Below are 14788 nucleotides of genomic sequence, written 5' to 3'. Positions count from 1 at the left end.
TCATGGACCTGCCCCTGATCGTGGGCGTCGACGGCTCCGAACCGAGCCTGCGCGCCGTGGACTGGGCCGCCGACGAGGCCGTCCTGCGCGGCGTGCGGCTGCGCCTGGTGTACGCCTGCCTGTGGGAGCGCTACGAGGGCGCGGCCCTCGCCCGGGACCTCGGCAAGCAGCCCTCGGAGGTGTCGCCCCAGGACGTCGTCACCGGTGCCGCCCGGCGCGCCCGCGCCCGGCAGCCCGGCCTGGAGGTCTCCGCCGACGTGGTGTTCGAAGAGCCCGAGTACGCCCTGGTGCGTGAGGGCCGGCACGCCGGTGCGCTGGTCGTGGGCACCCGCGGCCGCAGCGGCATCACCGAACGGCTGCTCGGCTCGGTCAGCCTGGCGGTGGCCGCGAACGCCGACTGCCCGGTGATCGTGCTGCGCGGCAGCCACGACAACCAGGCGACGCCCCCGGTGCACGGCCGGGTCGTGGTGGGCGTCGGAGCCGACCCCAAGGACTCAGCCGTGGTCCGGTTCGCCTTCGAGGAGGCCCGGCGCCGCGGGGTGCCCCTGGAGGCCGTACGGGCCTGGCGGTGCCCCGCGCACGAGACCACCGACCACCCGCTGCTCGCCGACGCCCCGGCCCGGCTGCACGAGCAGCAGGCCGAGGAGACCCTCGCCGAGGCCCTGCGGGACGCCCCGCCCGACGTCGAGGTGCACAGCCGGATCGTCGAGGGCCACGCCCGCCGGGTGCTGGTCGACCTCTCGCACCGCGCCGACCTGCTGGTCGTCGGGGCCAGGCGGCACGGCGGGCACTTCGGGCTCCAGCTCGGCAGGGTCGCCCACACGGCACTGCACCACTCGGCCTGCCCGGTGGTCGTCGTACCGCACGAGGCGTGAGGGCCGTGACCGGCTTACAGGCGCGCCGCGTGATCGGGGACGTAGGTCTGCAGATCGCGCGGCGGGCGCTCGTAGCCGGTCGACGGCGGCCGCTCCGGCAGCTCCAGCACCGTCGGCGGCACCTCGTGGTAGGGCACCGACTCCAGGAGGTGCGCGATCATGTTCAGCCGGGCCCGGCGCTTGTCGTCGCTCTCCACGACGTACCAGGGCGCCTCGGTGATGTCGGTGTGCACCATCATCTCGTCCTTGGCCCGGGAGTACGCCTCCCAGCGGGTGATCGACTCCAGGTCCATCCCGGACAGCTTCCAGCGCCGCAGGGGATCCTCCAGGCGGCGCCGGAAGCGTTCCTGCTGCTCGGTGTCGCTCACCGAGAACCAGTACTTGCGCAGCAGGATCCCGTCCTCGACGAGCATCCGTTCGAAGATGGGGCACTGCCGCAGGAACAGCTGGTACTCCTCCTTGGTGCAGAAGCCCATCACATGCTCGACGCCGGCCCGGTTGTACCAGCTGCGGTCGAACAGCACGATCTCCCCGGCGGCCGGCAGATGCTCGACGTACCGCTGGAAGTACCACTGCGTCCGCTCGCGCTCGGTCGGTGTCGGCAGCGCCGCGATCCGGGCCACGCGCGGATTGAGGTGCTCCGAGACCCGCTTGATGGTGCCGCCCTTGCCCGCCGCGTCCCGCCCCTCGAAGACGACGACCAGGCGGGCGCCCTCCGAGCGCACCCACTCCTGCAGCTTCACCAAATCCGTCTGCAGACGCAGCAGTTCCTTCTCGTACGCCTTGCGCGGCAGCTTCTCCGCCTTGTTGCCGGCCATGCCGCCACTTCCCCTCGATGACGTGTGGAGTCACTCATGCCGAAGGTCGCACACCAGGACAGCAGCACCGTACTGACCGACGACGAGCTGCGCACCCTGGACGCCCACTGGCGTGCCGCCAACTATCTGGCCGCCGGGCAGATCTACCTGCTCGCCAACCCGCTCCTGCGGGAGCCCCTGAAGCCGGAGCACATCAAGCCCAGGCTGCTCGGCCACTGGGGCACCTCACCGGGCCTGAACCTGGTGTACACGCACCTCAACCGCCTGATCAAGGCGCGCGGCCTGGATGCCCTGTGCGTGTGGGGCCCCGGCCACGGCGGCCCGTCGGTGCTCGCCAACTCCTGGCTGGAGGGCACCTACAGCGAGACCTATCCGGACGTCGGCCGTGACGAGCCGGGCATGGGGCGGCTGTTCCGGCAGTTCTCCTTCCCCGGCGGCGTGCCCAGCCATGTGGCCCCCGAGACACCGGGGTCGATCCACGAGGGCGGCGAGCTCGGATACGCCCTGTCGCACGCGTACGGCGCCGCCTTCGACAACCCGGACCTGCTGGTCGCCTGTGTGATCGGCGACGGCGAGGCGGAGACCGGCCCGCTGGCCGCGTCCTGGCACTCCAACAAGTTCCTCGACCCCGTCCGCGACGGCGCCGTCCTGCCGATCCTGCACCTCAACGGCTACAAGATCGCCAACCCGGCGGTGCTGGCCCGGCTGCCCGAGCCCGAACTCGACGCCCTGCTCCGGGGCTACGGCCACGAACCGATCCATGTCACCGGCGACGACCCGGCCGCCGTCCACCGCGCCATGGCCCGGGCCCTGGACGACGCGGTGGACCGTATCGCCCTGCTCCAGCGCACGGCCCGCGAGGACGGTGTCGCCGAGCGCGCGCACTGGCCCGTGATCGTGCTCCGCACCCCCAAGGGCTGGACCGGACCCGCCGAGGTCGACGGCGTACCCGTCGAGGGCACCTGGCGCGCCCACCAGGTCCCGCTGGCCGAGGTCCGCGAAAACCCCCAGCACCTGCGGCAGTTGGAGGCGTGGCTGCGCTCCTACCACCCCGAGGAGCTGTTCGACAACGACGGCAGGCCCGTCGCGGACGTCCTCGCCTGCGTCCCGGACGGCGACCGCAGGCTCGGCGGCACCCCGCACGCCAACGGCGGCCTGCTCGTGCGCGACCTGCCGATGCCCGACCTGGACCGCTTCGCCGTACCCGTCGACAAGCCCGGCACCACCCTCCACGAGCCCACCCGGATCCTCGGCGACCTCCTCGAACACGTCATGAAGGCCACCTCGGCCCGCCGCGACTTCCGCGTCGTCGGCCCCGACGAGACCGCCTCCAACCGCCTCCAGGCCGTCTTCGACGCCAGCGGCAAGGCCTGGCAGGCCCAGATGCTCCCGGTCGACGAACACCTCGACCGGCACGGCCGGGTGCTGGAGATCCTCTCCGAACACACCTGCCAGGGCTGGCTGGAGGGGTATCTGCTGACCGGCCGGCACGGGCTGTTCTCCTGCTACGAGGCGTTCGTGCACATCGTCGACTCCATGGTCAACCAGCACATCAAGTGGCTGAAGACGTCCAGGGCGCTGCCGTGGCGCGCGCCGATCGCCTCGCTCAACTACCTGCTGACCTCGCATGTCTGGCGTCAGGACCACAACGGCTTCTCCCACCAGGACCCCGGCTTCGTCGACCACGTCCTCAACAAGAGCCCCGAGGTCGTCCGCGTCTACCTGCCGCCGGACGCCAACACCCTGCTCTCGGTGGCCGACCACGCCCTGCGCAGCCGCGACTACGTCAACGTCGTCGTGGCCGGCAAACAGCCCTGCTTCGACTGGCTGTCCATGGACCAGGCCCGCGCCCACTGCGCCCGCGGCGCCGGCATCTGGGACTGGGCCGGCACCGAGAACGGCGGCGAACCCGACGTGGTCCTCGCCTGTGCCGGCGACGTGCCCACCCAGGAGGTCCTGGCCGCCGCCCAGCTGCTGCGCCGGCACCTGCCCGACCTCGCCGTCCGCGTGGTCAACGTCGTCGACATGACCCGGCTGATGCCGCGCGAGGAACACCCGCACGGCATGACCGACTTCGAGTACGACGGCCTGTTCACCGGGGACAAACCGGTGATCTTCGCCTACCACGGCTACCCGTGGCTGATCCACCGGCTCGCCTACCGCCGCACCGGCCACCACAACCTGCACGTGCGCGGCTACAAGGAGTCGGGGACGACGACCACGCCGTTCGACATGGTCGTCCGCAACGACCTCGACCGCTACCGGCTGGTCATGGACGTCATCGACCGCGTCCCCGGCCTCGCGGTGCGTGCGGCGGCCGTACGGCAGGAGATGGCGGACGCGCGCACGCGCCACGACGCGTGGATCCGTGAGCACGGCACCGATCTGCCGGAGATCGCGGAGTGGGCCTGGAACAGCTGAGACCCGGCCTTCCTATGAGGGCCGACCGGCCCACCCGGACCGCCCGGACAGCCCCTGGGGCCGGTGTCCGTTCCGCTGGACGCTGAAGGTGTCGAGAAAGACCTGGAGGAGACCCGCGATGACGGACGACACACTCAGCCGGCCCCCGGTCCACGCCCTGCTCGCGGACGGCACCACCGTGTGCATCCGTCCCGTGCGGCGGAGTGATCACGAACAGCTGGAAGGGTTCTACGAGGAGATGTCCCCGGAGAACCTGCGCCTGAGGTTCTTCGCCGCCAGCCACCGGTCGGCCCGCCTGGCCGCCGACCGGGCCTGCGCCCCGGAGCACCCCGGCTACCGGGCCCTGCTGGCCGAGACCGCGGGCCGGGTCATCGGCCTCGCCGAGTACGACAGCGGCGGCAGCGGCGACACGGCCGAGATCTCCATCGCGGTCTCCGACGGACTGCACCACCGGGGCGTCGGCACCCTCCTCGTCGAGCACCTCGTCTCGGCCGCCCGCGCCGAGGGCATCCGCACCTTCACGGCCGACGCGCTGAGCGAGAACCACGAGGTGCTGCGGCTCTTCACCGACCTGGGCCTGCGTACCGCCCGCCGCTTCGAGGGCCCGGAGGTGCGCTGCACCATCGGCCTCGACGAGAGCGACACCTACCTCACGGCCGTGGAGGAACGCGGCCGGGCCGCCGGCGTCGCCAGTCTCGAACCCCTGCTGCGGCCGGAGTCGGTCGCCGTCGTCGGCGCCGGACGCAAGCCCGGCTCGGTGGGCCGGGCGGTCCTGCACCAGCTGCACGCGGGCGGCTACACCGGGCGGCTGTTCGCGGTGAACCCCGCCGCGAGCTCGATCCTCGGGGTGCCCTGCCACCCCTCGGTCAGCGCTCTGCCCATCACCCCCGACCTCGCGGTCGTCGCGGTACCCGCCGCCACCGTCCCGGACACCGCCGAGGAGTGCGGCAAGGCGGGCGTACGTGCCCTCCTCGTCGTCACCGCCGGGCTGGACGCCGGCCAGGCCCAGGACCTCCTGGCGGCCTGCCGCTCGTACGGCATGCGGCTCGTCGGCCCCAACTGCCTCGGCCTCTCCAACACGGACCCGGCCCTGCGCCTCGACGCCACCTTCGCCGCCGGCCACCCGCGCCCCGGCACCGCGGGCGTCGCCGTGCAGTCCGGCGGCGTCGGCATCGCCCTCCTCGACGGGCTGTCCCGGCTCGGCATCGGCGTCTCGTCCTTCGCGTCCCTCGGCGACAAGTACGACGTCAGCGGCAACGACATGCTCCAGTGGTGGGAGAGCGACGGCCGCACCGACCTCGCCCTGCTGCACCTGGAGTCCTTCGGCAGCCCGCGCGCGTTCTCCCGCACCGCCCGCCGTGTCACCCGCCGCATGCCGGTGCTGACCGTCGACGCCGGACGCACCGACGCGGGCCGCCGCGCCGCCGCCTCGCACACCGCGGCCGCCGCCACCCGCACCATGACCCGCGGCGCCCTCTTCACCCAGGCCGGCATCACGGCCACCCACTCCTGCGGCGAACTTCTGGAGGCCGCCGCCCTGATGCACTCCCAGCCCCTGCCCGCCGGACCCCGCGTCGCGATCGTCACCAACGCGGGCGGCGCGGGCGTCCTCGCCGCGGACGCCTGCGCCGAGGCCGGGCTGCAGCTCCCGGCGCCCACCCCCGAACTGATCGACCACCTGCTCGCCGTACTCCCGGACGGCGCCGCCGTCGGCAACCCCGTCGACGCCACCGCCGCCGTGTCCGAGGAGCAGCTCACGAACTGTGTGGACCGGATCATGCGGCACGGCGGCATCGACGCCGTCCTCGTGGCCCTCGTGCCCACCGCGGTCGCCGCGGCGACCGGCGACGACCTCGTCCGAGCCCTCACCCGGGCCCCCGCACGACGACCCAAGCCGATCGCCGCGGTACGGCTCGAACAGGGCCTGCCCGTCGAGCTGCTGCCCGTCCACCGAGGCGGCACCGTCCCGTCCTACGCCGAACCCCAGGCGGCGGCACGGGCGCTCGCCCACGCCGCCCGCCGCGCGGCCTGGCTCGCGCGGCCCGCCGGGACGGTCCCCGACCTGGACGGCATCGAGACCGAGCGCGCCCACGCCGTCGTCGAGGCATACCTGGACGCCCACCCGGACGGCGGCTGGCTCGACCCGCGGGCCTGCGCCGAACTCCTCGAGTGCTACGGCATCCCCCAGCTGACCTGGGCCTGGGCGGACACCGAGGACGGCGCCGTCCTCGCCGCCGAACGGCTGCGCGGCGCCGACGGCCGGGTGGTGATGAAGGGCTACTGGCCCGGCCTGGTGCACAAGACCGCCGAGCACGCCGTCCACCTCGACCTGCGGGGCGACTCCCAGGTCCGGGCCGCCTTCCGGGACCTGGAGACCCGGTTCGCCGGCCTGCTCACCGGAGTCGTCGTGCAGCCCCTCGCCGACCGCGGCACCGAGCTGTTCGCCGGCGTCGTCCAGGACCAGGTCTTCGGACCGCTCGTCCTGTTCGGGCTCGGCGGCACCGCGACCGAGGTCCTCGCCGACCACGCCGCCCGGCTCGCCCCGCTCACCGACCACGACGTGCACGACCTGATCACGGCCCCGCGCTGCGCCCCGCTCCTGTTCGGCGCGGGCGGCGCCCGGCCCGTCGACCTCGAAGCGCTCGAACGGCTCCTGCTGCGGCTGTCCCGTATGGCGAGCGACCTGCCGCAGCTCGCCGAGGCCGACTTCAACCCCGTTCTCGCGACACCGGGCGGAGCCACCGTGCTCGATGCGCGCGTACGCCTGCTGCCCGGCAGGCCCCACGACCCGTATCTGCGCCGACTCCGCTGAGGAGGGACAACCATGAAGCACAACAAGGTCGGCTCCGTGATGACCACGGAGGTCGTCCGCGCCGAGTACGGCACCCCGTTCAAGGAGGTGGTCCGGCTGCTCGGTGACCACCACATCAGCGGACTGCCCGTGGTCGACGACGACGAGAAGGTCATCGGCGTCATCTCCGAGACGGACCTCATGGTCCGGCAGGCCGAGACCCCCGACCCCTACGAGCCGAAGAAGCGCTTCCGCTTCGCCCGGCTGACGCAGGAGGGCCGGAAGCGCGCCGCCAAGGCCAAGGCCCGTACGGCGGGCCTGCTGATGACCGAGCCGGCCGTCACGGTACACGCCGACGACAGCATCATCGAGGCCGCCCGCACCATGGCCCAGCACCACATCGAACGGCTGCCCGTCCTCGACGAGGAGCACCGGCTCGTCGGCATCGTCACCCGCCGCGACCTGCTCCAGGTGTTCCTGCGGCCCGACGCGGAGATCCGCAAGGAGGTCGTCGACGAGGTGCTCGTGCGGGCCCTGTGGCTGCCGCCGCGCGGCGTCGACGTCTCCGTCACCGAGGGTGTGGTCACGCTCTCCGGGCAGATGGAACGCAAGAGCGAGACGGAGATCGCCGTCTCCATGACCCGTCAGATCGACGGTGTGGTGGCCGTCGTCGACAAGCTCACCCACCGGCTGGACGACTCGCGTTTCCAGCCCAGCGAGCAGGCACTGCACGGTGTCGCCGACGACTGGCTGCGCAAGCTGTGACAGGAGAGGAGGCGGACACCATGACCGGCAAGGTGCTGGTCGCCTACGGGACGACGAACGGATCGACCGCGGAGATCGCCGAGGCCGTGGCCGCGGTGCTGCGCAAGGAGGGCTTCACCGCCGAGGCGCTGCCGGCCGGCGACGTGGCGCGAGTGACGCCGTACGACGCCGTCGTGGCCGGCGGCGGGATCTACGCCGGACGCTGGCAGAAGGACGCCCGCCGGTTCCTCCGCCGGCACGGCAAGGACCTGGCCCGACGTCCGCTGTGGCTGTTCAGCAGCGGCCCGCTGGACGCCTCGGCGGGGGAGCGGGACATTCCGCCCGTGCCCGGCCTGAAGCGGGCCATGGACCGGCTGGACGCCCGCGGCCACATCACCTTCGGCGGCCGCCTGCAGGAGGGCGCGAAGGGAGCCATCGCCCGGATGATCCTGAAGAACGGCAAGGGCGGCGACTTCCGGGACTTCGCCCGCATCGAGGAGTGGGCGAGGGAGGTCGCCGAGGAACTGGCGGCGGAGAAGGTCTGACCGCCGGCCGCACCACCTCCGGAGGGAGGCATGTCATGAACGCCCGTCGGATTCCCGTGATCACGGCCGAGGCGGTGCTGTACCTGGTCGCCGCGGTCCTGGTGGTCCTCTGCCTCGCGCTGATCGCCTCGGTGGCCGGCCTGCCCCTGGTCCCGCTGGTGATCCCGGTCGTCGTCGCGCTCGTCCTGCCGGCCCGGCGCCTGGGGCGGGCGGGGCACCGCCGGCCCGTCGCCAGGGCCTGAGACAGACCCGCGGGTCAGGAAGGTTCACGAAGGGTGGATGCACCATGTCCCTGTCGACACTGCCGTACGAGAATCCGGGCCGGGCGGCCCTCCACCTGGCCCGCGCCGCCTCCCTCGCGCCCTCGCCGCACAACAGCCAGCCCTGGTTCTTCGTCGAGGAGGGCCATGACCACGGCTTCGAGGTGCACGCGGACACCGGGCGGCGGGTGGTCCTCACCGACCCGGGTGGCCGGGAGACGGTGATCGCCTGCGGGGCGGCCCTGTTCAACGTGCGGATCGCCGTACGGCACCTCGGGTTCCGGCCCGCCGTCGACCTCCTGCCGGAACCCGGGAACCCCGCCTTCCTGGCCCGCGTGGGCTACGCGGCCCACGCCCCCGCCACCCCCGACGAGACGGCCCTGGCCGGCGCCATCACCCTCCGGCACACCCATCGCGGTCCCTTCGGCCCCGAGCCGGTGCCGGACGCGCTCCTCGACGAGCTGTACGACCACGCCCGCGCCGAGGGCGCCGACCTCCAGATCATCGACGAGCCCGGGAAGCTCAGGCTGCTCACCGACCTGGTGCGCACCGCCGAGCGGCTGCACCGCGCGGATCCCCGCCACGCGGCCGAACTGGCCCGGTACGTGGGGCCGTACGGGGTGCCCGTCGAAGCCTGCCGGTACCACCCCGACTGCACCGTGCTCGCCGGCCGCGACTACCTCGGCGTCTCCCGGCGGTTTCCCGGCCCGCCCCGCAGATGGATCGCCCGTTCGGGCGTCGTCGCCGTACTGTCCACGGCCCACGACGGACGTCCCGACTGGCTGCGGGCGGGGCAGGCGCTCGAGCGCGTCCTGCTGCACGCCGCCGCCCACCGCGTCATGGCAGCCTTCCACACCCAGCCCCTCGAACTGCCCTCCCTGCGGGCGGACCTGCGCACCCACCTCACCGGCGGCCGCCACCCGCAGGTGATCCTGCGTCTCGGCCGCCCGGCCCAGACGTGGTGCACGCCGCGCCGTCCGCCCGCGGCGTCGCTGGTCTGCGAGCGCGAACCGGTGCGGTGGTGATGACGACCGGGGCCGGGCGGCGGGGCTGGCGCTTCCGGCGCAGTCCGCTCCGCCGCCGCAGCTATCTCGTCGAGGCCTGGCTGCTGCTCGCGACCTGGACGCTCGCGTTGGTGGCGGCCGTCGTCTCAGGCGTCCTGATCGCGCACGCCGTCGAACGGAACATGAACGGCCTGCGGTCCGAGCGGCACACCGTGCCCGCCGTGCTCACCGAGGACGCGGAGCTGCCCGTGTCCGCCACCGAGGGCGCCGACGGCGACCGGGCCTGGGCCACCGTGCGCTGGACCGGCGCGGACGGCGCGGCCCGGACCGGCGTGGCCCGGGTCGAGCCCGGGAGCAGGGCCGGGAGCACGGCCCGGGTGTGGCTGGACGCCAAGGACCGCCTCGTACCGGAGCCCGCGACCGCCGACCAGGCCGAGCTGCAGGGCGCGGTACTGGGCACGGCGGCCGCCGTCGGCGCCGGCGCGGCGGTGGTCCTCCTCGGGCGGGCCGGCTGCGCCGGGCTGAACCGGCGGCGGCTGGCGCACTGGGACAAGGAGTGGGCGGCCGTGGGCCCGCAGTGGGGGCGGAGAACCGGCTGACGCCCGATGCGCCAGGGCCCGGCCGGTTCCGGACCGGGGCCGAAGGGCACTCGGTACTGGTCCTCCCACGAGGGAGGCTGGAAGTGGAACGAGAACGCACGCTGCCGAAGGAGTGAGACATGACCGGCATGATCGAACGGCGGCTTCCGGGCTGGCCGACGCTGCCCGACCTGTTCGGCTGGGTGGAGTCCGGCTTCCCCGGCGCGCATGTGGTTCCGGGGCTGCACGGGATACGCATCGAGGAACACCTGACGGACGGCACGTTCGTCCTCAGGGCCGAGCTTCCGGGCATCGACCCCGACAAGGACGTCGAGATCACCGTCACGGAGGGTGTGCTGACGCTGACCGCGGAGCGCACCGAGGAAACCAAGGAGAAGCACCACTCGGAGTTCCGCTACGGAACCTTCGCCCGCTCCGTCCAGCTGCCGTCCGGTGCGAAGGGCGAAGAGGCGACCGCCGACTACAAGGACGGTGTCCTGACCATCACCGTTCCCGTGCCCGAGATGCAGAAGGGCGCCACGACCATCAAGGTGCGGCACGGCTGAACGGGGAGCATGCCGCGAGGCGTCCGCGTGCCCGGGCCGGGGAAGACCGGGCGCGCGGACGCCGCTGTGCGACGGCGTTCAGCAGATCCGGGGAAGCTGTTCCCCGAGCGGCATGTCCAGGATCCGCCGGGCGCCCACCAGCGTCCGCAGCGTCACCCGCCCCCGCGGCCCGTCCGGCAGCACCTCACCGATCCGCACCGCCCCCGCCCCCTCGGTCACCGACCGCATCGCGGCCAGCGCGTCCTCGGCCGCTCCGGCGGCGACGAAGGCGACCAGGCAGCCCTCGTTGGCGACGACCAGCGGATCCAGACCGAGCAGGTCACAGGCCGAGGCGACCGCCTCGGGCACCGGAACGGCGCTCTCCTCGATCTCGACGGCGACGGACGAGTCCCGGGCGATCTCGTTCAGCGCGGCGGCCAGCCCGCCCCGCGTCGGATCACGCAGGACGTGGATATCGCCCCCGAGCGGCACCAGGGCACGCACCAGGCGGTGCAGTGGCCGACTGTCCGAGGCGATGTCGCTCTCGAAGCCGAGGCCCTCGCGGGTGCTGAGCACGGTCGTGCCGTGCAGCCCGACCGGCCCGGACAGCAGCACCGCGTCGCCGGGCCGGGCCAGCGCGGCGGACGGCGTCAGACGTTCGTGCCGCTGCCCGATGCCCGTGGTGTTGATGAACAGTCTGTCGGCCGCGCCCCGCCCCACGACCTTGGTGTCCCCGGTCACCACGGGCACCCCGGCCTCCTGCGCCGCCTTCCCCAACGAGGCCATCACGGCCCGCAGTTCGGCCAGCGGCAGCCCCTCCTCCACGATCAGGGACACGGACAGCGCGAGCGGCCACGCGCCCCGCATGGCCAGGTCGTTGACCGTGCCGTGGACGGCCAGGGACCCGATGTCCCCGCCGGGGAAGAACAGCGGGCTGACGACGAAACTGTCGGTGCTGATCACCAGGTCCGGATGGCCCGGCAGCAGCGCGGCGTCCTCCAGCGGACCCGTGGTGGCGGCGAGGGCGGGCAGGACCAGCTGGTCGAGCAGCTCCGCGGTGAGGCGCCCGCCGGCGCCGTGGCCGAGCAGGACGACCTCGTCCTCGTGGTTGGGGGTGGGGCATTGGATGGTCATGCGGTGCTCCTCGCGGGAGTGCGTCCGGCCGCGTGGAACGCGGCACAGGTGCCCTCGGACGACACCATGGGCGCGCCCAGCGGATGACGGGGTGTGCAGCGGATGCCGTACGCGGCGCAGTCGGTGGGCAGCCTGGCCCCGGTGAGAATGGCGCCCGCGATGCACTCGGCGTCCTCGACGGGACACAGCCCGCCCACGTCGAACCGCCGGGCCGCGTCGAACTCCCGGTACCGCTCTGCCAGCTCGAGCCCGCTGTCGGGCAGCGCCCCGATACCGCGCCAGGCCCGGTCGGTGACCCGGAACACCTCACGGACCGCGTCCTGAGCCTCGGTGTTGCCCGAGCGCCGCACGGCCCGCACGTACTGGTTCGCCACCTCGGACCGGCCGGCCTCCAGCTGCCGTACGGCCATGAGGATGCCCTCCAGCAGATCCAGCGGCTCGAACCCGGTCACCACGATCGGCACCCGGTAGCGGGCGGCGATCGGCTCGTACTCCCGCCAGCCCATCACCGCGCACACATGCCCCGCCGCCAGGAAGGCCTGCACCTCGCAGTCCGGGTCGTCCAGCAGCGCGGTCATCGCGGGCGGCACGAGGACATGGCTGACCAGCATGGAGAAGTTCGTCAGCCCGAGGCGGGCCGCGTGCAGCACCGCCGTCGCGTTCGCGGGCGCGGTCGTCTCGAAGCCGACCGCGAGGAAGACGACCTCCTTCTCGGGGTGCTCGGCGGCCAGGCGAACGGCGTCCATCGGGGCGTACACCACCCGTACGTCCGCCCCGCGCGCCCGCAGCGACAACAGGTCGGTGTCGGTGCCGGGCACGCGCAGCATGTCGCCGAAGCTGGTGAGGATCACGCCGGGGCGGGCGGCGATGGCCATGGCCCGGTCCAGGGTCTCCAGCGGGGTCACGCAGACCGGGCAGCCCGGGCCGTGGATCATCCGCATCCCGGCGGGCAGCAGCTCGTCGATGCCCTGGCGGACCAGGGTGTGGGTCTGGCCGCCGCACACCTCCATGATCCGCCAGGGGCGCGTGGCGGTCTGCCGCAGCTCGTCCAGCAGGCGCCGGGCGAGGACGGGGTCGCGGTACTCGTCGAGGTACTTCATCGGTGCGTCAGATCCAGCTGGACGTCGACGACGCCCTCGACCGCCCGCACGGCCCGCGCCAGCACGGGCACCAGCCCGCGCTCGGGCAGTGGGCCGCCGAGCGTGACCACACCCTCGCGCACCTCGACCGTCAGGGCCGTGGTGACCGGGAGCCGGTTCAGGACGCTGTGCCTGATCTCCTCGGCGATCTCCGCGTCCGGCCGCAGGAACACCTTCAGCAGATCGCTGCGGCTGACCACGCCCTGCAGCATCCCGACCTCGTCCACCACCGGCAGCTGCTTCACATGCCGGCGCGCCATGATGCGGGCGGCCTCGGCGATCGAGGCGTAGGCGTGCACGGTCACCGCCGGGGTGCTCATCAGCTCGCCCGCGGTCAGCGCACTCGCCTTGACCCGCTCCGCGAGCCCGCCCTCCTCGGTGTCCCGGAACTCCTCCTTGGGCAGCAGGTCCGCCTCGGAGACCACTCCGACGACCCGGCCCTCACCGGCCAGCACCGGCACGGCGCTGACCTTCCACTGGTCGAGCAGCTCGACGATCTCCTTGAAGGGTGCCTCGCTGCCGACGGCGACGACGGTCTGCGTCATCACATCGCTCACGGTGTACGGAGATTCAGGCATCGCAGCCTCCTGCGTCTTCTCCCGCGGTACGGACGACCGTCAGGTCGAGGAAGTGGGTGGAGCACGAGATGCACGGGTCGTGGTTGCGGATCGCCCGCTCGCACAGAGCCGTCAACTCGCCGTCGTCCACGTCGGGTTCGCCGAGGGCGCGCTGGGCCAGGCGCCGCAGGTCGTCCTCGATCGCTCCCTGGTTCTGCGCGGTGGGCGGCACCAGCAGCGCGCTGGTGACGATGCCGTCGGCGTCGAGTTCGTAGCGGTGGTAGAGCACCCCGCGCGGCGCCTCGGTCGCGCCGTGCCCGACGCCCGCGACCGGCGGCACCTCCGCGTACGGGCGCGCGGGCGGCTCGTACGCCCGGATGATGCGCAGCGCCTCGCCGACGGCGTACACCGTCTCCACCGCCCGCACCAGGATCGACCGGAACGGATTACGGCACACGGCGCCGGCCCGCGGATCACCCAGCCCGGCCGCCACGGCCGCCTCCAGTGCCACCGGCGACAACCGCGCCCCACTGATCGCGAGCCGCGCGAGGGAGCCGGTGAGATGCAGCCGCCCGTCGAGCCGCGAGTGCAGCGCGGTGGAGTGCGCCACGTGTGTCTCGGTCACGTGCTCGGTGAAGTCCCGCACGGGGAAGGAGGTCCTGGTCCCGTCGGTGCGCAGCACGGTCGGCGTCCCGCTCTCGATGGCGTACGTGTCCGGCTCGGCCAGCGCCAGCAGATCGGCCGCCACCTCGGCGTCCGGGAACTCGAAGCCCGCCACCCAGCGCACGGTGTCCCACGCGTCATCGAGGGCCTGCTTCAACTCCTCCTCCAGGGACCGGAGTTCATCCACCGCCGGCACCCGGTGGAAGCCCCCGAGCCGCACGTTCACCGGGTGCACGGCCCGCCCGCCGAGCAGCTCCATCAGCGAGTTGCCCGCCTTCTTCAGCCGGAGCCCCCGCTCGACCTCGGCCCGGTGTGTACGAGCCAGGTCGATCGCGCTCGTGCGGCCCAGGAAGTCCGGGGCGTGCAGCAGATAGATGTGCAGCGCCTGGCTCTCGATCCACTCCCCGCAGTACAGCAGCCGGCGCAGCTCACGGATCACCGGATCGACGCTCACCCCGCACGCGTCCTCGATCGCCGCGCACGCGCTCATCTGGTACGCCACCGGGCAGATCCCGCACACCCGGGCCGTGATGTCCGGCGGTTCGGTGTAGGAACGGCCGCGCAGGAACGCCTCGAAGAAGCGCGGCGGCTCGTAGATCTCCAGCCGCGCCTCGGTGACCGTGCCGTCGTGCACCCGCAGGCGCAGTGCGCCCTCGCCCTCGACCCGGGACAACGAGCCGACGTGCAGCACACGGGATCCACGGTGCGTCACTT

At 73.1% G+C, this 14788-nt stretch carries 14 protein-coding genes; 9 read left to right on the top strand and 5 right to left on the bottom strand.

What is annotated here, in order from left to right; all coding sequences use genetic code 11:
- Positions 1-2 precede the first annotated feature (2 nt).
- A complete protein-coding gene (locus AQJ91_RS28800; protein ID WP_067027525.1) occupies positions 3-875 on the top strand; it encodes a universal stress protein in 873 nt (290 codons plus the stop codon).
- A gap of 14 nt (positions 876-889) precedes the next feature.
- Here AQJ91_RS28800 and ppk2 read toward each other — a convergent pair whose 3' ends face one another.
- Positions 890-1693 (bottom strand): polyphosphate kinase 2, encoded by an 804-nt coding sequence (ppk2, locus tag AQJ91_RS28795; protein ID WP_067027307.1) that lies wholly within the window; start codon positions 1691-1693, stop codon positions 890-892.
- Positions 1694-1729: 36 nt separating this feature from the next.
- On the opposite strand from ppk2, the gene AQJ91_RS28790 reads away from it, so the two are divergent.
- From AQJ91_RS28790 to AQJ91_RS28755, 8 genes are all read left to right on the top strand, one after another.
- The gene (locus AQJ91_RS28790; RefSeq protein ID WP_067027305.1) at positions 1730-4114 is read left to right on the top strand and encodes a phosphoketolase family protein; all 2385 of its coding nucleotides are present in this window, start codon (positions 1730-1732) and stop codon (positions 4112-4114) included.
- A 118-nt stretch (positions 4115-4232) separates the two neighbouring features.
- Positions 4233-6926, top strand: coding sequence for a bifunctional acetate--CoA ligase family protein/GNAT family N-acetyltransferase (locus AQJ91_RS28785; protein ID WP_067027303.1), 2694 nt, complete (start codon positions 4233-4235; stop codon positions 6924-6926).
- Positions 6927-6938: 12 nt separating this feature from the next.
- Positions 6939-7670 (top strand): CBS domain-containing protein, encoded by a 732-nt coding sequence (locus AQJ91_RS28780; protein WP_067027301.1) that lies wholly within the window; start codon positions 6939-6941, stop codon positions 7668-7670.
- A gap of 20 nt (positions 7671-7690) precedes the next feature.
- Entirely contained in the window at positions 7691-8194 is a 504-nt protein-coding gene (locus AQJ91_RS28775; RefSeq protein WP_067027298.1) for a flavodoxin domain-containing protein, read from the top strand.
- Positions 8195-8229: 35 nt separating this feature from the next.
- Positions 8230-8436, top strand: a complete 207-nt coding sequence (locus AQJ91_RS28770; RefSeq protein ID WP_067027297.1) for a hypothetical protein — start codon at positions 8230-8232, stop codon at positions 8434-8436.
- Between the two features lie 44 nt (positions 8437-8480).
- On the top strand, positions 8481-9479 hold the full coding sequence (locus AQJ91_RS28765; RefSeq protein ID WP_067027294.1) for an Acg family FMN-binding oxidoreductase: 999 nt from the start codon (positions 8481-8483) through the stop codon (positions 9477-9479).
- Positions 9479-10057, top strand: coding sequence for an Rv1733c family protein (locus tag AQJ91_RS53850; protein WP_067027523.1), 579 nt, complete (start codon positions 9479-9481; stop codon positions 10055-10057). Before AQJ91_RS28765 ends, AQJ91_RS53850 begins: the two co-directional genes overlap by 1 nt.
- Positions 10058-10176: 119 nt before the next feature.
- Complete coding sequence (locus tag AQJ91_RS28755; protein WP_067027292.1) at positions 10177-10602, top strand: Hsp20/alpha crystallin family protein; 426 nt, start codon at positions 10177-10179, stop codon at positions 10600-10602.
- A 78-nt stretch (positions 10603-10680) separates the two neighbouring features.
- On the opposite strand, the gene hypE is transcribed toward AQJ91_RS28755, so the two are convergent.
- Genes hypE through AQJ91_RS28735 form a run of 4 tightly spaced genes read right to left on the bottom strand, consistent with a single transcriptional unit; the run spans position 10681 to position 14786 of the window.
- Positions 10681-11715: a hydrogenase expression/formation protein HypE gene (gene hypE, locus AQJ91_RS28750; RefSeq protein WP_067027290.1), complete on the bottom strand. Its 1035-nt coding sequence runs from the start codon at positions 11713-11715 to the stop codon at positions 10681-10683.
- Positions 11712-12815 (bottom strand): hydrogenase formation protein HypD, encoded by a 1104-nt coding sequence (hypD, locus tag AQJ91_RS28745; RefSeq protein WP_067027288.1) that lies wholly within the window; start codon positions 12813-12815, stop codon positions 11712-11714. The genes hypE and hypD overlap by 4 nt, the downstream gene beginning before the upstream one ends.
- Entirely contained in the window at positions 12812-13432 is a 621-nt protein-coding gene (locus AQJ91_RS28740; protein ID WP_067027286.1) for a CBS domain-containing protein, read from the bottom strand. The genes hypD and AQJ91_RS28740 overlap by 4 nt, the downstream gene beginning before the upstream one ends.
- Positions 13425-14786, bottom strand: coding sequence for a Ni/Fe hydrogenase subunit alpha (locus tag AQJ91_RS28735; RefSeq protein ID WP_067027284.1), 1362 nt, complete (start codon positions 14784-14786; stop codon positions 13425-13427). Before AQJ91_RS28735 ends, AQJ91_RS28740 begins: the two co-directional genes overlap by 8 nt.
- Positions 14787-14788 lie beyond the last annotated feature (2 nt).

Source organism: Streptomyces dysideae, from assembly GCF_001514305.1.
GTDB lineage: Bacteria > Actinomycetota > Actinomycetes > Streptomycetales > Streptomycetaceae > Streptomyces > Streptomyces dysideae.
The sequence above is the reverse complement of the archived record's forward strand: the minus strand, read 5'-3'. Positions and strand labels throughout refer to the sequence as shown.

Coding starts and splice junctions, on each gene's coding strand:
- AQJ91_RS28800 (WP_067027525.1), top strand. CDS start 3: ATGGACCTGCCCCTGATCGTGGGCGTCGACGGCTCCGAACCGAGCCTG.
- AQJ91_RS28775 (WP_067027298.1), top strand. CDS start 7,691: ATGACCGGCAAGGTGCTGGTCGCCTACGGGACGACGAACGGATCGACC.
- ppk2 (WP_067027307.1), bottom strand. CDS start 1,693: ATGGCCGGCAACAAGGCGGAGAAGCTGCCGCGCAAGGCGTACGAGAAG.
- AQJ91_RS28785 (WP_067027303.1), top strand. CDS start 4,233: ATGACGGACGACACACTCAGCCGGCCCCCGGTCCACGCCCTGCTCGCG.
- AQJ91_RS28780 (WP_067027301.1), top strand. CDS start 6,939: ATGAAGCACAACAAGGTCGGCTCCGTGATGACCACGGAGGTCGTCCGC.
- AQJ91_RS28740 (WP_067027286.1), bottom strand. CDS start 13,432: ATGCCTGAATCTCCGTACACCGTGAGCGATGTGATGACGCAGACCGTC.
- AQJ91_RS53850 (WP_067027523.1), top strand. CDS start 9,479: ATGACGACCGGGGCCGGGCGGCGGGGCTGGCGCTTCCGGCGCAGTCCG.
- hypE (WP_067027290.1), bottom strand. CDS start 11,715: ATGACCATCCAATGCCCCACCCCCAACCACGAGGACGAGGTCGTCCTG.
- hypD (WP_067027288.1), bottom strand. CDS start 12,815: ATGAAGTACCTCGACGAGTACCGCGACCCCGTCCTCGCCCGGCGCCTG.
- AQJ91_RS28765 (WP_067027294.1), top strand. CDS start 8,481: ATGTCCCTGTCGACACTGCCGTACGAGAATCCGGGCCGGGCGGCCCTC.
- AQJ91_RS28790 (WP_067027305.1), top strand. CDS start 1,730: ATGCCGAAGGTCGCACACCAGGACAGCAGCACCGTACTGACCGACGAC.
- AQJ91_RS28755 (WP_067027292.1), top strand. CDS start 10,177: ATGACCGGCATGATCGAACGGCGGCTTCCGGGCTGGCCGACGCTGCCC.
- AQJ91_RS28770 (WP_067027297.1), top strand. CDS start 8,230: ATGAACGCCCGTCGGATTCCCGTGATCACGGCCGAGGCGGTGCTGTAC.